This window comes from Janthinobacterium sp. B9-8 (genome assembly GCF_000969645.2).
Lineage (GTDB): Bacteria > Pseudomonadota > Gammaproteobacteria > Burkholderiales > Chitinibacteraceae > Iodobacter.
On record NZ_CP014222.1, the window covers coordinates 1957581 to 1976932 of the forward strand.

Consider the following 19352-nt stretch of genomic DNA (forward strand, 5'->3'; position numbering starts at 1 on the left):
GGTTTTTTAGAGCTGAAAGGCATTATTAAAAACAAGGACAGGAAATATTTCTTACTGCAGATTATTTTTAGCCGCTCGCCAGCAACCCAAAACACACAAAGATTACACGCATGAAAAAAGCCGCAAGAGCATCGCTCTTGCGGCTTTTTCAGAATATTTGGTGGGGGATAAGAGACTCGAACTCTTACACCTTACGGCGCTGGAACCTAAATCCAGTGCGTCTACCAATTCCGCCAACCCCCCACTTCTCTTCGCTGCGTTTGCTTGTGCACCGAAGGAAGACCCGCATTCTAGGTGAAGAACTCAACCTTGCCAAGTGTTTTTTCAAAAATATTTCAAAAAACTTTTTCAAATACCATCAAGAACACGATTATGTTTAATATATCAGTAAGATAATCGCAATCTACCACAGCCCATAAAAAGTTTATGTCATACTCCGCACAGCTTTTCACCCCTTACACTCTAACGTCACTCTGCCCGTGAACGATCATATACATACACTCCTACGCATTCTTCCTGCTTGTGATCTTGCAACGACAGAAGTCCGCTGGTTTACCGAGCAGGCATCCGGCTCGGCAACACTTAGCGCACTCCCTCCTGCACAGCGCATCGAGCTTATTGTCCCTGCGGCACTTTCCAATATCTATATCGCCGAGCTGCCTAAGCAATCTTTAGCACGGCGGTACAAGCTATTGCCCCATCTTTTAGAGGATCGCCTACTTAGCCCAGCAGCCACTCTGCACTTCGGCCTTAAAGATCAGAGTAATAAAATTATAGCTGTAGAAAGAAAATGGCTAGAGCGCTGCCTTAGCCTGCTCGCCGAACACCAGATCACCCCAAGTGCAGCATGGAGTCTTTACGACTTTTTGCCCGAAGGTACCAACTGGTGCATCGCTCTTGATCAGCAAGCCTGCCTTGTACGCACCCCCGAAGGGCAATACAGCCAGTTTGAAGATACAAGTGTTTTAGATGGGCTAATTGGCGACGCGCCGCGTGAAGATTTAATTCTGCCGGATTTAATTCAGCACACAGAGCCCGGCACTAATTTGCTGCAAGGTGATTTTGCGCAACGCAGCCAATGGCAATTTGACTGGAAAACGCTGCAAACACCCGCACTATTATTAAGTGCAATTTTTGCAGTGGTTTTACTCGGGCAAATTGGCGACTGGTGGCAATTACGCAGCACCAAGCTGGCTTTGCAGCGTGAAATGCGCCAAACCTATGCCGCAGCCTTTCCGGGCGAGCCGGTGTTCGATCCCATCTTACAATTGCAAAGCAAGCTGCGCGAAGGGGGCGGGCTCAGCAGTAATGGCGCAGGCGACAGTCTGGATCTCCTCCTGCAAGTTGCCAATATTGCAGGAAGCGGCCTGCAATTAGAACAGCTGGAATACGCCAATGGCTCGCTCAGCCTAGAATTACCCGACTCTCAAGCCAGTAGCCTGCAAACCCAGCTAAAAGGAGCTGGCCTGTCTGCAGAAACACAAGCCGCCACAACAGGACGAATGAAAGTACTCGTCCGCGCCCAAGCCGTAAAATGAGCCACACAAGCATGAATAAATTAAAAGAATTCTGGCAACAAAGAAACCCGCGCGAGCACCTCTATTTAAGCGTATGCGGCAGTTTTGTGGCTTTTGCCATCCTCTATGCAGGCATTTGGCAGCCCATCAGCACATCACGCGCCCAATTGGGCAAGCAAGTGCCGCAAATGCAGTTGCAGCTAACCGAGCTACAAAGACAATTGGCGCAGCTTAAATCCAGCCCCGCAGGCCCAAGCCGCAACGGTGATTTACGCGCGGCAGTGCAAGCCAGCTTAGATGCTAAAAATGCCACTGCGGATATCCAGGTACTTTCTGCCGATAAACTACAAATTAAAATTGCCCAAATCCGCTTTGCCGATGCCCTACCCCTGCTTGCCGCCCTGCGCAGTGAAACCGGCTCGCGCATCAGCAGCTTGCAAGTCAGCGGCCCGGCACACAACGGCTTAGTGCAATTAAGCGCAATCGTGGAGCGCCAATGAAGCAATATCTTTATCGCCGCAGCAAATTCCTTATCCCCCTTTTGCTTCTGTTTTTAATTTTGCAATTTCCCGCTTCATTTGCTTTGAAGTTTGTCCCCCCTCCTATCCAACTTGGTGGCGTGAGCGGCACCATCTGGTCAGGGCGGCTTACCCCGCTGGGTATCAATGGCCAGCAGTTGCTGGATGAAGTCCGATGGCAGTGGCAACCGGTCAAATTATTCAAGGGACAATTAGTCTGGCAACTTGATACCCGCTACGGCAGCCAGGCAGGCAACGCACGCTTAGCACTTGGCTTAGGTGGCTCCCGGTTTGAAGCGATTAAGCTCACCCTGCCCGCCGCGCCTTTATTTGCCTTAGACAAGAAGCTCGCTCCTTTTCAGCTAGGTGGCCAGCTTGAGCTTGAGGCAGACAAAATTGCGGCTCAGCAATCAAGCGAAATCAAGCTAGCCTGGCAAAATGCCAGCTCACTGGTAACGCCCCAAGCCAACCCTTTTGGCAGCTACTTAATCAAATTGCAGCCCAATTTAGACTGGGCTATCGTTCCGCAAGGCGGTGGCGCTTTAGCAATTAACGGTCAAGGCAAGATTGACCCCAAGCACGGCCCGCAAGGCGCTTTACTACTCAAGCCAGCCAGCGGCAAAGAAAACCTGTTTGCCCCTTTACTGGATCGCATGCCGTTAAACGGCGATCAGCGTGAACTCAAGCTTGGCAGCTAAGCCGCCCGCTCTATACTCCAGCAAATCGCCTGCAGCGATTTACTTATTGGCAAGGAAAAATAATGAAAAAAATCGAAGCAATCATCAAACCTTTCAAGCTCGACGAAGTGCGTGAAGCTCTATCAGAACTCGGTATTTCCGGCCTGACAGTCACAGAAGTCAAAGGATTTGGCCGCCAGAAAGGCCATACCGAGCTATACCGTGGCGCAGAATATGTGGTCGATTTTCTGCCCAAAGCCAAGATCGAAGTGGTGCTTGAAGACAGCAAAGTAGAAACAGCTATCGAAGCCATTATTAAAGCCGCCAATACCGGCAAGATTGGCGACGGCAAAATCTTTGTCACCCCTGTTGAATATGTAGTGCGGATTCGCACGGGTGAGATTAACGAGCAAGCGATTTAATAATCCCAGCATGAAACGAGGCCTCCCTCGCCAATTAATTATTCAGAAACAACACAACAGTTGTTTTGTTAAATATAAAAATGCGACTCGAAAGGTCGCATTTTTATTGGGTAAAAATAGCGTATCAAAATAACCTTTGGCTCAAAACCACACAAAAAGACCAACACAACAGAAAAACCAGCAAAGATAAGGCAGACACCTTATGAAATCTGATTTTGTTTATAATTACCCACTGCCTTTTATAAAGACTGCATCTGCAAGAATAAAGCCTCGTGCAATATAGAGACCTTCCTGCAAGCCCTTGGTTTCTCATGGCCCTTGATCTGCTCGCCTCTTTCGCCGCGGCTTATTAATCAGGATCAGCGCATTATCTCTACGAAAGAAGCTCATTCATATAAAGATGATTTTTCTATTTCTAGCTTGGATTATGAATTTGTCCATGAAATGCGAGTTAGACATATTAATGTCACTCAAAAAAATGGAATCATTGCAACATCAAAAGCAATAAAAATTTCAATACTTAAAACAGAAATGAACTTTTAAATTAAGCATATTTATATAAATAAAAATGGTGAAAAGGATTATTTTTAAGCTAGTTGTATATCATCCTGCCCAATGACTGCTGACTTGGTGGTTGATAAAGAGATACATGGCTTTACTACAAAAGGTTTTTTAAGTGATGAAATAAAAGAAGAGGGGGTATTTAATGTAGATATTATCTTCGATGTGGGGGCCATGCGCTCAGAAGGGTCAATGGCTAGAAAAAACAGGGTTACGGTAGGGCCTTGTATTTTACACAAACATACACAACCCATTATTGCTACACCCTCTAATAGCTTTAAAAAAAGCTATTTTTTCCCTTTTGACTAAATAACCAGGGTCAGAATAAAGTTAAATATGCTTGCTTCGGTTATGAAGCTATGAAATATAGCAAGATTTAAGTTTGCTCTGACCCCAATTACGTCACAAGAAACCGCAACGCAATGTCTTTGGACTTACAATAACGAGTGCCCACACATAGAACTGGGCGGCATCACCCCAAGACAAAAACTGGCATTACACGCCTAACCTCTACTTTTAAGTGAACTTAAAAACAGGGCGATTACCGTTTTTTGAAAGGAACATGGCATTTTTCATGGCACGATCTGATATTTTTGAGGTCAATCTATGCTTGATGCTATCAACAACAGCGCAAATAAATTCGGATGTATCGAAGTTAATTACAAACAATCTGAGATAACCAAGAGCGTTTACGATATCTATGGAGTGAGAACAGATGTCACTGACAGTGGCGTCTGCATGGCCATGTCCGCGAAATACCTTCTTAAAAGCATAGAGGGAAAAGACTTCTTTTCTTGGCTTGCTGATTCATCCTCAAAGTGGGAGGTGGTGTCTCAGTATCTGGATCACGATTACTCTGCACTTGCTCCGGTAGAAATGCAGGAACGCATGCAGAAAGAGTTAAAACTCCATCTTAATCATGTTGGAACGCTAAACCTGACGCCTGACAATTTTTGCCCACAGGGACTGTCGGATGCAATGAGCATGACGCTCAACGACGACAAAGGCAGCGTTAACATGTGTTATCTGCATAACCCCACTAAACCGGGACATGCCGTCGCTTGCACTAAGGATAATGAAGGCTATATAAAGTTTATGGACCCTAACTTTGGTGAAGTGTCATTCAACTCCTCTACCGAATTCGAAAACTGGATGAGTAATGTTTTTAATAAGCACTACTCTTCTTTCTCCCATTTGAGTGTCAATATATATGAGCCCTATTCCAGTATTGATAGTCAAGCTAATAGCTTAGCAGAAACTGCCAAGCCTAATCAGTTGAGTTGAAAGCCTCAGAAAGCCCGCAGGTAATCCTCCCTCAAAATAATCATAGGTAGAAGTAGAATTACGCAATCCCCTTTGATAGTGAGGATTGTGCACTCTGTAACAATCAGCAAAAAATCCGCAAATTATGCAAGATTTTAAAAACTATAGGGTCTGCCCTTACATTTGACATGAATTACTCAATTTAAGCTGCTTTACAAATCACTGTAAATTTTATCTTATGTAAAATGTAAGACCTGACCCCGTTACTCCTAACGTTACTCCTAAAATCGCCATAATCTGGCAGTCGAAATAACGTACTGCTTTCATGTAGAACTCATCAAAGACTGCGAGAAAATTCCACTTAAAAATGAACTGTTTTTGTCGGGGGGGGATTACCAATGGAGCTCCGAGTTTAGTTTAGGGAGCGACTGATTTACAGTGGATCATCGTTTTTTGAAAGAGCACAGTTCTGTTTGGGGTTAATATATAAACTTTATATGGCTAATGAAATTCAGGGTGAGTAAAAAATTATGAAGGGCTTTCTATCCTTTGTAAATATTTATGGGAATTTCAATCTGAAGATTGGGTAACTTAAGGCACTTGCCTTTAATTAAATAGGAATTTATTTAAATGAAAATATTTTCAGCGTGCTTTCCATCCATTAATAACCGCAAAGAAAATGAAAAAGAAATTTCCGTTGATGGGCTGGACAAAAAAATACACTCTGCCATTATTAAAAACCACTGCATTTCAAAATCCGCATGTCATCATACAGCAATAGAGATTGCCATGTTTGATGGTAAAATAGGGAAAGAAACAAAGTCTGAATTATATAAATCGCTGGAAAATAACTATTCACAACGATATAGAGATATTATGGAAATTGGAGAGAACAACATAAATAGCAGTTTAGTTGTGGATCAAAAACAGAGTGGGTTTCTTAATTTTATCAAGCAAGACGGAGTCTTGTGTCATACGGCATATTTAAAGGCCAGTGATAATGGTAGTGTTGAATATTATCACACAAATTCTATGACAATTGACAAGGAAATCCTTGATGAATGTGGGTCTAATTCTATGTCACTAGTATCGGGATCAGGTATTACACATTATGAAATGAACCCCAGTTCAATTGCTGCAATAAATAGAGTAATTGCATCAAATAACTGGAGCGTTTCTTTTACTCCGGCATCTTCACTGACCGATCTGAATTAAATTTGGAAACTGTAATCAGTTCAGGACGCCTTTCCTGACAGGGGGCGTACCAATGAAATGCTTGATTTTTTAACACACTTTTAATTGCATTTTTTAATATGTTAAATTAATTATATGTATTTACTTGTATTGTTGAAAATATATTTAAGATGTCTTTTTGGAGTTTAAATTAGGGGAATAAAAAAAATTAGTTCTCATCAGCTTATCATTCCAGTGCGGGATAAAGTTGATCGATAAAAATCACCCCACCAAGGGTTTTCATATCAAAGGAAAAAGTTCAACGTGGGGACGGCAATCCTCCCTCAAAATAATCATAGGAAGAAGTAAAATTACGCAATCCCCCTTGATAGAGAGGCTATTACGGCCCCTGCAAGGGTAGGCAAGCAATACGCAAATGATGCAAACTTTTATACGGACATTTTTTACCGTTTTGGGCAATATTTGCCGGGGCTTGAGCCATGCTCATACAGGTGCATAAAATAGTGTGTTAAGTGGACAGGCGTGGCGGGGTCACGAGGGCGCGCGCTGGGTGCTGAGGGCAGATATCACCCAAAATGCATGCAAAAAAGCCCTAGGTTGCGGGTTTGCTGCTTGCTTGTATTTTTTTACGACGGCACGTAAGGATTGAAACGTATCACCTCCACCCCCAGCCAATCATTCAGCTCCTTCATCCGTTCCTGTAATGGCTCAATCTCGTTCTTCTCTACGTCACCCAAGCCGCCAGTGTTGTTGGGGATGATACGCATCAGCTGTGCCGGTACGCGATGGGCGCTGAGTTGATCGTCGCGGGTTACGTTCTTTATATTCCAGAAGTCATCCTTGGCCGCCACTTCAAAGATATGCAAGATCTGCATACCGTCTTTCTTACCGCCAGGCGCGTACACCATTAAGTTTTTAAAATCCCCTGGGCCTTTGCTGCCTTGTAATGCGGTGCGCAGATCATCGATATAACTTTGCGCGGCGTCGGTCATGTACAGAATAAAACCAGCGTGGCTACCGTTGGCAAAGTAGCGGCGGCGAAATAGCGTGGCCAATTCATTCAGCCATGTTGAATTAAGCACCGACAGGTATTCGGGCAGACCGTAAATCTCCTGATTAATATCTGGCTCTAATAACTGGAATACAGAGCCTTTCTTGAACTCGTACTCATTGGAGTAATCAAGGATCTGAAAATATTGCTCTTCTTTCTAATCTCCTAATCTCTAGGGTCAGGTTTTGCATTTGACAAATTAACCTGCTTTGCAAACCACTATAAATTTTATCTGATGCAAAATGTAAGACCTAACCCCATTACTTTTTCCTTTTTCAAACAAGCACCGCTGCAGCTTTTTCTACATTGCCAATGCCATCGATATTGCTAGGCTTAACACCTACCAGCTACACCTGTACACCATAAACACTTAGCTGCTCGCCTTCGGCTTACATACTTAATCTTTCCTATACCACCACACCACTTCTAATACAAAATCCAGACAAAAAAATAAAGCCGTGCAAGCTGCACGGCTTTATTGCAAGGATGACTAGGGCTATTGCGGCCGGTACGTTACTTTCAAGGTGTAATCTGCTGCGGAATAGCCGTTAAGCAGCAGGTAAGCATCGCCATTTGCTGCTAGGCTTAGCTCACACTTTTCTGTGCTATTCGGGCCGTCTGATTTGCAATCAAAAGTGCTGGTCGTTGGGGCGCTGCCTTTTCTAAGGTATAGATCTGCATCGCCTGTGCCACTCAACGCAGCGCTAATCTTGCCACCTGCCCCTACTTTAAACGGGCCAAAGCTTTGTTTTTGCCCTAAAGCCAGTTTGCCGGAAAAGTTTTCTACTTTATCCGCAGGGCCAGGGGTAACTGGGCCATCGCTTCCCAATTCCACCATAAAGGCCAGCGCCATTTTAGAAAACTTCAGGGCATGCTGAGCCTGATTGCCGCTATTGGCGTAGGTATCATTCGCGGTATGGATATACGGATTGTCTTGGCTAAACGAAGATTCAAACGGCATAGAGGCAAAATAACCCTGCCCGCTCCACGATGCATGATCCGAGCAGGCATAGCCGCATTTATCGTAACCAATTTTAATCGCCGGCAAATAGGATGTAAGCAGATTAGCTACAAACTGGTTTTGCGCGTTATCGGTATAATCGGTGTAAAGGTAGATATCTTTATCCGAGCCTTTGTAGTTGGTCATATCCAGCTGCATCACACCCACTACATTGGTATTAGCCGCTTTAAAGCTTTTGGCAATTTCTTGCGAGCCGCGCAGGCCCACTTCTTCTGCCGCATAGCCCATTAATTTAAGCGTACGGCGAGGCTTGTAGCCGCCTGCCACCATCACCCGCAATACCTCGGTCATGCTTGCGATACCGGACGCATCATCATCGGCCCCCGGTGCGCGCATGCCCTCGCCCGTACCTTGATTGCTGATTGAATCAAGATGGCCGCCCAATACCACGACCTCCCCTGAATTATCTGTGCCTTTAATCGTTAAGATCACCGATTTTTGCGCCCAGGCGGCATGGGTAAATTGTTCAACGGTAATATCGCTTCGCCCTGCTGCCATTTGTTGCCAGCGCGTTTTGATCCAGTTAGAGGCGTTCACACCGGATGTGGAAGTGTAATAGCGATTAGTAAAGGCAGATAAATCAACAATCGTTTGCGCAATGTTGCTGTCTTGCATTTGTGGCAGCAAGGCATTCACCACGCTTTGATTATCCAGCGTATACGAAGGCCTTATCGCGGCCAACAGCGAGGCAGTCGGCTGCAGCGCCTGACGCCCGGCCGCTTCGCTGGCGTGGAACATAAAGCCACCGCAGCGCTTTAGCTCGTGGTGCACAGCCTCTGACAAACCAAGCAATTGGTGCTCGTCCACCTCAACCAAATGTACGCGCTCCATGGCCAGCAGACCCTCTTGTGGCAGGATGCTTTTGCTCTCTTTTGCAATGGTTTTAGGCGCTAATTTTTGCAGCTGTAAATAAGCGGCATCCCCTAAAGTAATCCAGACTTTTTTAGGTGCCGCTTCAACAGCAGACGTGGCAATCATGCTGCTGCATAGCAATGCAGCCAGAATTTTGTAATTCATGTGTAAAATCCTTGGTAATTAGATTATAAATCCCAAAAAAAAAGCCCCACTCACATTCGGAGCGGGGCTAGGAACAACTTAATTACTGATGATTTGCAACCAGCGTTGCACCGCTAAATGCGGCATAAGCTTTTAGCAGCAGATGGTAAGTACCAGCTTTGGGTGCTGCGATGGTGATGGTTTCGGTATTAGTGGTGCCATCAGATTTAGCGTCATAGACCGAAGTGGTTGGCGCTACGCCAAATTTAGCGTAGATATCAGCATCCCCTGTGCCACCCGATGTTTTAAAGGTGAGGTTTTTAGCACCGGTAGGGATCACAATGGTGTAAGCCACTGTTGCATTTTTTGCCAAGCTCAAGCCTGTAACTGGCACGCCTTTAACCAGCACTTTACCTGGAAGTGGTGGCTTAACAGCGCAGCTTACGCCCACAGCTTCAAAAGCAGAGGTCACATCAGCAACCACATAACCACGGCTCAATGCTGCTTTTTCCACACCGCAAGCGCCTTGATCGAAGGTGCTATTGGCTGTCCAATGTAAGCGGTTCGCATCCACCATCACTTCAAAAGCTTTACGTGTATTCCAGCCTGCCTTGGTAGACAGCAAGTAGAAGGCTTTGTTGTATACACCGCTAGTCAAGTGAACATCGATGCTATCGTTATATTGGCTGGCATGTGCAATAGAGCGACCATCTTTCGTTGGATCGTCCATATAGCGTAAAGCCCCGTTGGCTTTAAAGATTTCCGCCCCTACCTGGAAGTCATTATTAGACTTCATATAGTATTCAGCGGCTTCACCTGCCATATCAGAGAACGCTTCGTTCATCCCGCCCGACATCTTGGAATAAACCAGGCCTGAGTTTTGCTCGGTAAAGCCGTGGCTTACTTCGTGAGCGGATACATCCAAGGATACCAGCGGATAGAAAGTATTTGCACCATCACCAAAATGCATGGCCGAGCCATCCCAGAATGCATTTTCATACTTGTTGCCATAGTGCACTTTCATGTAAAGCGTTTGAGTAATCGGACGCAGAGCAAACCAGTCTTTATACATATTGAAAACCACATTACCGAAGTAATGCGCGTCATTCAGCGGCGAGAATGCGCCATTAGCTGCCTTATAAGTATTGCGTGGGCAAGTAAACTGATAAGGTGCTGTGCCTGACGTGCCGTTTTTCAAATCAACCGTAATCACATTGCCGCTATTCATTTTGCAATCGTCGGTCACGACCAGCGGACCATATTTAGTACCGTATTCATACTGCCCTGTTTTTGTATTGCCACCAGGGCCAGTTGCGTCTTTATGTGCCATCCCTTCCCAACGATCCAGCACCACACCGGTATTGGCATCAAGAATAAAATGCGGGCGGCTTGGCTTTTTGCTATTGCTTGCCACAAAAGACACCACATAAATCAGCTGTGCCACATTATTTGCGCCCAGCGTAACGTAGAGTTTGGCCTGATCATTCTCGGTTTTAAACGCACGAGCCTGTGTTTTTGCCAACTCTAAAATCTGTGCTTGCGAATAAGTAGGCTTAGCGCTTGGCAAATCATTAGTTAAATCACGCAGCATGGCACCAGATAACTGAGCCTGACCTGCATTACGGCTTTCAACGATGCCTTCACCCCATACCGGTACACCTTGGTGAAACTGTTGATAGCGAGTCACCACCTTGCCATCTGCGTAGGTTTGGCTACGCGCAGTTTGCAACTCATCGGCCTTTAAACCCAACAAGCCATGCACACCATCGTTAGCGAGCGAACTTGTTGTCAGCCCGGCTGATGGTACATAGTTTTCTAAATCCACGCGTTCAGCAGCCATGGCATTGAAAGCTCCACCCAATAAAACGACCATCAGCAGAGGACGTGCTACATGATTTAATGCTTGCTTCATTATTTGCGACCCTTTTTAAGTTTAGCGGGGTATACCCCAATGAACGCCGGTATCTGCCGAGGATAAATGACAGGCACAGACAAGCTAATTAGCAGTGCTTAACTGCGTAATAGCAATTCGGATTAAGTCAACGCTGGATAAATGCGCCCCATAGATTTATAAATTACTAGCCGCTTATTTAAGCTGCGACTTTGTTATTAAACATTAGAAAAAAGTTTGACCAACATCAAGAATTTTTTTTAATTTGATGTTTTTTTTTAAAACCCTTATTAATTTCGTATAGATGACGCAATAAAATGCCAGACCTTTCAAAAAAAACATGATTCAATCCGGCTTAAATATTAGGGAATACACCAATAAAGCACGACTTATAAAAACCAGCTATCGCTATTCAATCCTGTTTAAAACAACTCGCAAATTGTGCTAATAAATTATTTAAATATCACACTCGGTTATTAGCAACAAAGTTGCAAATAGAGCCACAAAAAAACAATCTAGAACAGCGATGCGCGGAAATAAAAAAGGCCACTAGAAAGTGGCCTTTTTTATTTCCCATTACATATTACATTAGCGATTGGTTAATCACTCGGGGTAACTCACTATCCATATCATGGCCATACTCCCAAACCATAATACCGCCAAGCTGCTTGCTCTTAATATACTGCGCTTTGTATTTCAGGCTTTCCTGATCTTCGTAAGTCACCATCAAGTCACCATCAAATAGCCAGGGCGCTTTGGCAACTGGATCCCAATAACGCGTCGCACCCTTGGCCTTTAAAGCCTTGATATCTTGCCAGGTAATGCCGTCATCATAAGCGGCTTTTTTATAAGCATTAAATAAGCCATTATTGGTGCTGGCTACCCCTTGCCATGCGCGCCCATAGAAAGCACTACCCATTAGCAGTTTCTCTGGTTTAACACCTGCATTCAAATATAAACTCATAGCCTGATCAGCGCTCCAGCCACCGCCTTCAGGATCTGCTTTATTTTGATATAGATTAGTATGGTGGCTAGTTTTTTTACTCCAGGACCCGGCAAAGTCATAAGCCATGACTTTCATATAATCGACCGATTTAGCCACACGAATCACATCAATATTTTGTAAAAACCAAGCAGCAGCAGGCACGGCTACCGATAATTGATATTGCTTACCCGTTTTTGCACCATATTGATTTAAAGCGGCTTTGGTTTCTTCTAAAAGCTTGGGATAGTTTTCTTTATCGCTTGGGTCTTTTGCAATCGGCAACCAATCCGGGCCAACGGGGTATTCCCAATCGTAATCAATCCCTGCTAGTTTATGCTCATCAATTAACTTAATAACGTTCGCAATAAACTGCTTGCGAGTTTCTGGCGTTCTAGCCATTTGTGAGAAGCCATCAGCGCCCCAGCCTCCAATCGACACATTCACTTTTAAATGTGGATATTGGCTTTGCAATTTAGCCACCTCATCCCACATATTTGCAAATGGGGCGATGGTGGCGGTTTTATCCGAATTAGGCTGCGGCTCTAAATCTTTAATATAAACCTCGGTGCCATTACGAATTAAACCAAAGCTTAAATTCAAAGTGGTGAGCTGATTGCCTTGAATATCACTGGCTCGCCAACGGCGACCCATATCCATATCTTTAGGTGTAGAGCCAATCGGCCAGGTGCGGATATAAGCCACAACCTGTTTATCATGTGATTTAACAGTTGGAATAGCAGGCTCTACAGAAACAACCGTATTTTTTGAAGGTGTTGAAGCACATGCGCCAAGTAGTGAAGCTGCGGCGAAGGCGATTAGTATTTTTTTCATCCCCACATCCCGATCAAGAGTGAGGGGCCAGTTTACGACTTTATTTACTTCAGTGTAAATATTTCACAAATTAGTGAAATTTATACGACAGTTTTCTTCCTGTCTTTTTCGGCCTGCCGCCTTTCACGGAAAAAAGCTTTCAATAAATTGGACGATTCCTCACTCATTACGCCTTGCACCAGCTGCGTTTGATGATTCAAACGGCAATCAGCAAAGGGGTTAATGACGCTGCCCGCAGCTCCCGTTTTAGGATCTGTCGCGGCATAAACCACTCGGGCAATCCGTGCATGCATAATCGCCCCGGCACACATAATGCAAGGCTCTAGCGTGACATACAGCTCGCACTCGGGCAGGCGATAGTTACCCAAATGACGCGCCGCCTGCCTGATCGCCATCATTTCAGCGTGGGCACTCGGATCGTGACGCAAAATAGGCTGATTGCAACCACGGCCAATAATCTCGCCCCGATACACCACAATCGCCCCAACCGGCACCTCGCCCAGCTCTTTAGCCCGTTCAGCCTCAATCAAGGCCTGCTGCATAAAATCTAAATCATTCATCAACATACAACTTAATCAAAAAAAGTTCTGTAGACACAGAGGTAACAAGCAGCACACAAAGAAAAACCTTGAGAAATCACACGGCTAACAGCCCTGATTATGTCTCTTGCTCAATTTTTCCGCCCAGCATCATGGTCTCGCGTGCGTCCCACTGTAATAAAGGAGGTATTGTTTTCTCGGTGTGCTCTGTGTTCTCCCTGCGCTCTGTGTCTACAGATTCTTTGTGATTTTTTAAGCCACACCCAGCATTTCTGCCGCGTGTTGGCGTGTGGTACCAGTGATTTCCACGCCGCCCAGCATACGGGCGATTTCTTCAATGCGCTCTTCCACACTCAGCATGCGGATGGTGCTTAACACGCCGGATTTCGATTGTGTTTTGCTTACTTGCAGCTGTTGAAAACCACAGGCGGCGACTTGGGGTAAGTGGGTAATACACAACACCTGCCGCGCCGCGCCTAGGTCCGCCAGCATGCGGCCGACAATCTCGGCCACTCGGCCACCGATACCCACATCCACCTCGTCAAAAATCAGCGTAGGCACATTGGCAACCTGGCTGGTAATCACTTGCAGGGCAAGGCTGATACGGGATAGCTCACCACCCGACGCCACCTTGGCCATCGCTCTGGCCGGAGTCGTCGGGTGATTAGCCACCATAAACTCTACTGTTTCCAAACCAAAGCTGGCGGGGGCTTCATGTGCGTGCAGGGCAATTTCAAAACGGCTGCCCACCAAGGCCAGCAATTGCAATTCTTTAGTCACCATTTTAGAGAGCTTATCTGCGGCGGCCTTGCGACTGGCGGATAGTTGCTTGGCCGCTTTGCGATAATCTGCTTCTAATTTTTGAGCGCGGCGGCGCACAGCATCCAAGCCTGCACTGCCGCCTAATTCGGCTAGGCGATTTTGCCAAGTTGCTAGTTTTTCTGGCAGCTCAGCAGGCTCTACCCGATATTTACGCGCCATGCGAAAGATGGCATCTAAGCGGCTTTCTACATCAGCGAGGCGCGCAGGATCTAGCTCTAGGTGATCGCTATAACGGCGCAGCGCGTACACGGCCTCGCTCATTTGCGCTTCGGCACTGGCCAATAGCTCCAGCGTTTCTGAGATACCTGCGTCAAAATCGGCCAAGACAGATAAGCGTCCCGCCACCGATCCCAGCCATGACTGGCAGTTTTCATCGCCATCGGCCAACATCAACAAGCCACTTTGCACGCCTTCGATTAGGCTGGCGGCGTGGTGCAGGCGCTTATGCTCGGCTTGCAGCTCCGGCCATTCTGCTGCGGTAAATTGCAAGGCAGACACTTCATCCACCTGCCATTGCAGGCGTTCACGCTCAGCATCAAAAGCTTCGGCGTTATTTTCGGCAATCGCCAGCTCATCAACGACGTTTTTCCAATCTTTAAATAAACCAGCCACATCTTTTGCGAGGCCCGTGCTTTCTGCATAGCCATCGACTAATTCGCGCTGCACTTCAGAACGCAGCAAGGATTGCGGCGCATGCTGTCCATGGATATCCACCAACTGCTCGCCCAGCGTTTTAAGCTGCGTCAGCGTTGCTGCAATGCCATTAATCCACGCACGGGATTTGCCATTGCTGTCGATGCTGCGGCGAATCAGTAATTCTTCAGGCTCGTCCCCCAGCAAAGCTTCTTCTTCCAGCCAGGCCCGCGCATTTTTGGGCGGAGCAAACCGTGCTTGCAAATCGGCCTTTTCGGCACCGTGGCGCACCACCGCGCTTTCTGCCCGCCCACCCAGTAGCAAACCTAGCGCGTCAATCACGATTGATTTACCAGCCCCTGTTTCACCCGTTAAGGTGGTGAGGCCCGAGCGAAAGTCGAGAGACAGCTCTTGCACGATGACAAAGGATTTAAGCGAGATAGAAAGCAGCATGGCGCTTTTTTACACCTTGGTTACGGTTGCCACAGAGATTTTAAAAATCAGTGAAATGATTAAAAGCTAAAGTTCTGTAGACACGGAGATGAATGAGAGCACGAAGAACACAGAGTTATGAAGTTGCTTCAGTTAGCTTTGATAGTGAGCTACACCTTGAACCACAGAGTAAAACGAGGACACAGAGAACACGGAGAAAACCATCAAATTTATCGTTTCCTCTGTGAAACTCTGTGCACTCTGTGTTCTCTGTGGTTCGAGATTTTGCTCCCTCAATTTTAGGCTGAAATATCTTTAAGTATGGCTATTCACCCTGCACTACCACACTGAACATCATCACAATATTCGCGACAGACTCATCTTGTTTTTCTCAGTGTGCTCTCTTTATCTCTGTATCTACAGAACTAAGCCTTGTTATGCCACTACAATTACAAACGCTCACCCCAGCGTAGTTTTTCGCGCAGGGTGTCGTAGTAGTGGTAACTATTCGGGTGCAATACTCTTAAGGTATTGCGGTAGCGGCTAATCAATACACGATCTTTTTCTTGTAAATCACAGTGCGACTGATTGTCGTAATACACCCGTGCATCTTGAGCGCGGGTCAGCAAAAATTCCACCGCACAGGTATCGTTCACCACAATCGGGCGATTCGATAGCGATTGCGGGCAAATTGGTACCAGTGCAATCGCAGGCAGGCTAGGATGCAAAATCGGCCCACCGGATGCTAGCGCGTAAGCTGTGGAACCGGTTGGGGTTGAAATAATCAAGCCATCCGAACGCTGACTATATACAAAGCGGCCATCAATGAAGATTTCAAATTCGATCATGGCACCGGTATTACCCCGGCTAAACACCACATCATTAAACGCTAAGGCGTTGTCAATTTCATGACCATCACGCACCACGGTGGTTTCAAGCAGGATGCGCTCTTCGGGGATAAATTCACCGTGCAGCATGGCAATCACTAGCTCATCCATTTCATCGACCGAGATATCAGTCATAAAGCCCAGACGGCCCTGATTAATCCCTACCAGTGGAATGCGATAGGGGGCAAGCAAACGCGCCACGCCCAGCATGGTGCCATCCCCCCCCAGTACAATGACTAAATCCGCCACTTTGCCGATATTATCGCGGCTTACATCCTGATGCTCGGTAATGCCGTGTTCTTCCGCAGTGGCTTGATCAAGTAAAACTTTAACGCCAGCAGTGGTTAACAGCGAGGCAAGGCGGCGTATAGGCTCGTCCAGATTAGGCGTGCCAGCACGCCCTACAACAGCGACGGTTTTGAACAGTAGACTATGCATAAGCTCATTAGACCCGATTTTTTAATAAATAACACCCGTAGTCAGTTATGTTATTGCATTCTTGGGGCCTGCGCCTAGCCGGAAGATTCCCTTCTGGCTCCAAACGCTCCCCGCACTGGCCAAGCCTGACTTAAACAGAGGCAATGCACGGTGTGCTACACAGATATATTGCGGGGGGTAAATAAGGCGGCTCCAAGCAAGCAGCAGTGAAATAACCGGCAGTGCTGATCTACTTTAAAACCTAAGAAACTGCCCGGCATTTTTGAAAGCAGGGGCTTGCTCACAAGCGAAACTCCTTGTAAAACGAAGTAAGATTCGCAACTTGGTCCACCACCACCGCCCTATATGCTGAACGATCGTTCTCAAATTCTACTTAAAACCCTCGTCGAGCGCTACATTGCTGACGGCCAGCCCGTTGGCTCGAAAGCCTTACAGCATTTTTCCGGGCTGGATATTAGCTCTGCAACGATCAGAAATACCATGGTTGATTTGGAAGCCCTAGGCTTTGTCGCCAGCCCGCATACCTCGGCGGGCCGCATCCCCACCGCCTTGGGCTACCGTCTATTTGTTGACTCTTTGCTTACCGTACAAACTTTAGATCAACTCACTATGACAGGGCTGGCAGAACAATTACCGGTAGACAGCCCGCAACGCAGCGTAGCCGCCGCTTCGCAAATTTTATCGCAACTCACCCAGTTTGCCGGTGTAGTGCAAAGCCCGCGGCGGCATGAGCTTTTGCTTAAGCAAATCGAATTTATGCAATTATCCGAGCGCCGTGTGCTGCTGATTCTGGTGACCAGCGATGGCGATGTGCAAAACCGTATTTTGCAAACCGAACGACTATTTAGCAGCAAAGAGCTTAGCGAAGCCGCTCACTTTTTAAATGAATATTGCTCAGGCAAAACACTGGCGGCATTAAGCCATATTGTGCAAAACGAATTAGTCAGATTAAAGAGCGATATTGTCAGCCTGATGAATGCCGCTGTCGTGCTAGGGGCTGAATTAACAAGCCATAACGATTCGATGGTGATTGCGGGCGAGCACCAGCTGCTTGGCTTTGGTGATTTATCATCCAATGTGGCCAGAATGCGGCAATTGTTTGCCTTATTTGAGCAGAAAACCGCCCTGCTGCAATTGCTGGATTTAGGTAATCACGCAGATGGTGTAAAGATTTATATCGGCGGCGAATCCGGCCTAGCACCGCTGGACGACTGTTCAGTAATCACAGCGCCTTATCGCGTAAATGGCGAAATTGTTGGCACACTGGGGGTGATTGGGCCTACCCGAATGGATTATGAAAGAGTGATTCCTATTGTTGACATCACCGCCCAGCTATTGTCTTCGGCACTTTCTCAATAAACTCCTATTTAAATGACAAGGGCTCACTTCCTTAGCTCTGTCAGCGATACAAAGACACAATCGGCTCAAGGGATATGCTTTTTATGAGCCACAAGCCATATTCACTCTGAAATTGCTCAACACGATCTACCCAGCACAACATCTTCTCTCATGATTGCATAACCTTTCATGGATAATACAAACCACCATTAGAAAAGCGAAGACCATGCGTAAACTTCTCCCCCTATTATTAGTCAGCCTGATGGGCATGGCGCACGCCGACGAAGCCTTAGTTGCCCGCGAAGATGTACAGGCTTATATCAAGGCCACCGCTGCGACACATCAGTTTAGCGAAGAAGAGCTGGTGCAAACGCTCAGCCGCGCCACGCATAAAAGCAATGTACTGGATATCTTGGACCGCCCTTCCACCGCGCGCCCCTGGTATACATTCCGCGTTAATTTTGTAAACCCGGCCCGCAGTTTGGCAGGGGCCAAATTCTGGCGTGAGCACGCCATTGCCATCAAAGAAATCAGCGAGCGCTATGGGGTAGAGCCGGAAGTGATCGTAGCTATTTTGGGGGCAGAAACCAATTACGGCAAAAACACTGGCAGCTTTTATATTCTGGATGTGCTGAGCACCATCGCCTTTGATTACCCGCGCCGCGCCGAATTTTTTCAAAAAGAACTAACCGAATTCTTATTACTGGCCCGCGAAGAGAACGAAGACCCGATGAGCTTTAAAGGCTCTTACGCAGGTGCAATGGGCTGGCCGCAGTTTATGCCCTCATCGTTTCGCCAATATGCCGTGGATTACGATCAAAACGGCCATCGTGATATCTGGGCCCACCCTAACGACGCCATTGCCAGCGTGGCTAATTACTTAAAAGCACACGGCTGGGAAAAAGGCCAGGCAGCCTACGCTGCCGTCAATATCAACGCCGATATGAGCGATGTATTTGCCGATAAATTTAATCTGCATTACACGGTAGGCGAATTAATGCAAAAAGGCGTAGCTCCCCTTAATGAGCTGGATACCCAGCAAAAAGCGGTTTTATTTGCACTAGAAACCGAGCCTGGCTTTACCAGCCACTATCTAGGCTTTAATAATTTTTATGTCATCACCCGTTACAACAAAAGCACGCTCTATGCGACAGCGGTATTGCAGCTTTCTGAAAGTATTTTAAAAAGCTATCAGGAAGGTGAGGATTTAAAACCAGCTAAAGCCCCTGCCAACAAGCCTGCTAAGCCCGTCAAAAAACCGGGCGCTTGGCGTTAAATTTTAGGGTGGGCACGTTTATGCCCACGCGTTCTCTGTACTCATCGCCCCCTCAAAGGC

At 46.5% G+C, this 19352-nt stretch carries 16 protein-coding genes, 1 tRNA gene and 1 pseudogene; 10 read left to right on the top strand and 8 right to left on the bottom strand.

Annotated elements, in window-relative coordinates:
* Nucleotides 1-158: 158 nt before the first annotated feature.
* Nucleotides 159-243: transfer RNA gene (locus VN23_RS08740), tRNA-Leu, on the bottom strand.
* Nucleotides 244-479: 236 nt separating this feature from the next.
* Here VN23_RS08740 and gspL point away from each other — a divergent pair.
* The 8 genes from gspL (at nucleotide 480) to VN23_RS22435 (ending at nucleotide 6552) form a co-directional block, all read left to right on the top strand.
* Entirely contained in the window at nucleotides 480-1538 is a 1059-nt protein-coding gene (gene gspL, locus VN23_RS08745; protein WP_046352770.1) for a type II secretion system protein GspL, read from the top strand.
* 11 nt (nucleotides 1539-1549) lie between these two features.
* Complete coding sequence (gene gspM, locus VN23_RS08750; protein WP_197433066.1) at nucleotides 1550-2017, top strand: type II secretion system protein GspM; 468 nt, start codon at nucleotides 1550-1552, stop codon at nucleotides 2015-2017.
* A complete protein-coding gene (gspN, locus tag VN23_RS08755) occupies nucleotides 2014-2733 on the top strand; it encodes a type II secretion system protein N (protein ID WP_052746688.1) in 720 nt (239 codons plus the stop codon). Before gspM ends, gspN begins: the two co-directional genes overlap by 4 nt.
* A gap of 62 nt (nucleotides 2734-2795) precedes the next feature.
* A complete protein-coding gene (locus tag VN23_RS08760) occupies nucleotides 2796-3134 on the top strand; it encodes a P-II family nitrogen regulator (RefSeq protein ID WP_046352769.1) in 339 nt (112 codons plus the stop codon).
* Between the two features lie 615 nt (nucleotides 3135-3749).
* Nucleotides 3750-4004: a hypothetical protein gene (locus VN23_RS08765; RefSeq protein WP_046352768.1), complete on the top strand. Its 255-nt coding sequence runs from the start codon at nucleotides 3750-3752 to the stop codon at nucleotides 4002-4004.
* Nucleotides 4005-4301: 297 nt separating this feature from the next.
* On the top strand, nucleotides 4302-4979 hold the full coding sequence (locus VN23_RS08770; protein WP_046352767.1) for a YopT-type cysteine protease domain-containing protein: 678 nt from the start codon (nucleotides 4302-4304) through the stop codon (nucleotides 4977-4979).
* Nucleotides 4980-5588: 609 nt separating this feature from the next.
* On the top strand, nucleotides 5589-6173 hold the full coding sequence (locus VN23_RS08775; protein ID WP_052746687.1) for a hypothetical protein: 585 nt from the start codon (nucleotides 5589-5591) through the stop codon (nucleotides 6171-6173).
* Nucleotides 6174-6399: 226 nt separating this feature from the next.
* Nucleotides 6400-6552 (top strand): anthrax toxin-like adenylyl cyclase domain-containing protein, encoded by a 153-nt coding sequence (locus VN23_RS22435; protein ID WP_197433067.1) that lies wholly within the window; start codon nucleotides 6400-6402, stop codon nucleotides 6550-6552.
* Nucleotides 6553-6778: 226 nt separating this feature from the next.
* Here the strand turns inward: VN23_RS22435 and VN23_RS08780 are convergent.
* The 7 genes and pseudogenes from VN23_RS08780 to VN23_RS08810 form a co-directional block, all read right to left on the bottom strand.
* Nucleotides 6779-7288 (bottom strand): annotated as a pseudogene (locus VN23_RS08780) (phage portal protein); the annotation flags it as partial.
* Between the two features lie 411 nt (nucleotides 7289-7699).
* The gene (locus tag VN23_RS08785) at nucleotides 7700-9241 is read right to left on the bottom strand and encodes a M28 family metallopeptidase (RefSeq protein ID WP_046352766.1); all 1542 of its coding nucleotides are present in this window, start codon (nucleotides 9239-9241) and stop codon (nucleotides 7700-7702) included.
* A gap of 82 nt (nucleotides 9242-9323) precedes the next feature.
* Complete coding sequence (locus VN23_RS08790) at nucleotides 9324-11132, bottom strand: M4 family metallopeptidase (protein WP_082752700.1); 1809 nt, start codon at nucleotides 11130-11132, stop codon at nucleotides 9324-9326.
* A 562-nt stretch (nucleotides 11133-11694) separates the two neighbouring features.
* Nucleotides 11695-12927: a glycoside hydrolase family 18 protein gene (locus tag VN23_RS08795; RefSeq protein WP_046352765.1), complete on the bottom strand. Its 1233-nt coding sequence runs from the start codon at nucleotides 12925-12927 to the stop codon at nucleotides 11695-11697.
* 80 nt (nucleotides 12928-13007) lie between these two features.
* Nucleotides 13008-13487: a tRNA adenosine(34) deaminase TadA gene (tadA, locus tag VN23_RS08800; RefSeq protein WP_197433068.1), complete on the bottom strand. Its 480-nt coding sequence runs from the start codon at nucleotides 13485-13487 to the stop codon at nucleotides 13008-13010.
* A gap of 231 nt (nucleotides 13488-13718) precedes the next feature.
* The gene (recN, locus tag VN23_RS08805) at nucleotides 13719-15374 is read right to left on the bottom strand and encodes a DNA repair protein RecN (RefSeq protein ID WP_046352763.1); all 1656 of its coding nucleotides are present in this window, start codon (nucleotides 15372-15374) and stop codon (nucleotides 13719-13721) included.
* A 428-nt stretch (nucleotides 15375-15802) separates the two neighbouring features.
* On the bottom strand, nucleotides 15803-16678 hold the full coding sequence (locus tag VN23_RS08810; protein ID WP_046352762.1) for an NAD kinase: 876 nt from the start codon (nucleotides 16676-16678) through the stop codon (nucleotides 15803-15805).
* Between the two features lie 345 nt (nucleotides 16679-17023).
* Between VN23_RS08810 and hrcA the strand changes: the two genes are divergently transcribed.
* Both hrcA and mltB read left to right on the top strand, forming a co-directional pair.
* Nucleotides 17024-18037 carry a heat-inducible transcriptional repressor HrcA gene (gene hrcA / locus VN23_RS08815; protein WP_046352761.1) on the top strand — a complete coding sequence of 338 codons (1014 nt, stop codon included), beginning with the start codon at nucleotides 17024-17026 and terminating at the stop codon, nucleotides 18035-18037.
* A gap of 205 nt (nucleotides 18038-18242) precedes the next feature.
* Nucleotides 18243-19292 (top strand): lytic murein transglycosylase B, encoded by a 1050-nt coding sequence (mltB, locus tag VN23_RS08820; protein WP_046352760.1) that lies wholly within the window; start codon nucleotides 18243-18245, stop codon nucleotides 19290-19292.
* Nucleotides 19293-19352: the final 60 nt, after the last annotated feature.

What these genes read in the sequence shown, in the direction of transcription:
- gspM (WP_197433066.1), top strand. Translation starts at nt 1,550, where the DNA reads ATGAATAAATTAAAAGAATTCTGGCAACAAAGAAACCCGCGCGAGCAC.
- gspN (WP_052746688.1), top strand. Translation starts at nt 2,014, where the DNA reads ATGAAGCAATATCTTTATCGCCGCAGCAAATTCCTTATCCCCCTTTTG.
- VN23_RS08760 (WP_046352769.1), top strand. Translation starts at nt 2,796, where the DNA reads ATGAAAAAAATCGAAGCAATCATCAAACCTTTCAAGCTCGACGAAGTG.
- VN23_RS08765 (WP_046352768.1), top strand. Translation starts at nt 3,750, where the DNA reads ATGACTGCTGACTTGGTGGTTGATAAAGAGATACATGGCTTTACTACA.
- VN23_RS08770 (WP_046352767.1), top strand. Translation starts at nt 4,302, where the DNA reads ATGCTTGATGCTATCAACAACAGCGCAAATAAATTCGGATGTATCGAA.
- VN23_RS08775 (WP_052746687.1), top strand. Translation starts at nt 5,589, where the DNA reads ATGAAAATATTTTCAGCGTGCTTTCCATCCATTAATAACCGCAAAGAA.
- VN23_RS08785 (WP_046352766.1), bottom strand. Translation starts at nt 9,241, where the DNA reads ATGAATTACAAAATTCTGGCTGCATTGCTATGCAGCAGCATGATTGCC.
- VN23_RS08790 (WP_082752700.1), bottom strand. Translation starts at nt 11,132, where the DNA reads ATGAAGCAAGCATTAAATCATGTAGCACGTCCTCTGCTGATGGTCGTT.
- VN23_RS08795 (WP_046352765.1), bottom strand. Translation starts at nt 12,927, where the DNA reads ATGAAAAAAATACTAATCGCCTTCGCCGCAGCTTCACTACTTGGCGCA.
- tadA (WP_197433068.1), bottom strand. Translation starts at nt 13,487, where the DNA reads ATGAATGATTTAGATTTTATGCAGCAGGCCTTGATTGAGGCTGAACGG.
- recN (WP_046352763.1), bottom strand. Translation starts at nt 15,374, where the DNA reads ATGCTGCTTTCTATCTCGCTTAAATCCTTTGTCATCGTGCAAGAGCTG.
- VN23_RS08810 (WP_046352762.1), bottom strand. Translation starts at nt 16,678, where the DNA reads ATGCATAGTCTACTGTTCAAAACCGTCGCTGTTGTAGGGCGTGCTGGC.
- hrcA (WP_046352761.1), top strand. Translation starts at nt 17,024, where the DNA reads ATGCTGAACGATCGTTCTCAAATTCTACTTAAAACCCTCGTCGAGCGC.
- mltB (WP_046352760.1), top strand. Translation starts at nt 18,243, where the DNA reads ATGCGTAAACTTCTCCCCCTATTATTAGTCAGCCTGATGGGCATGGCG.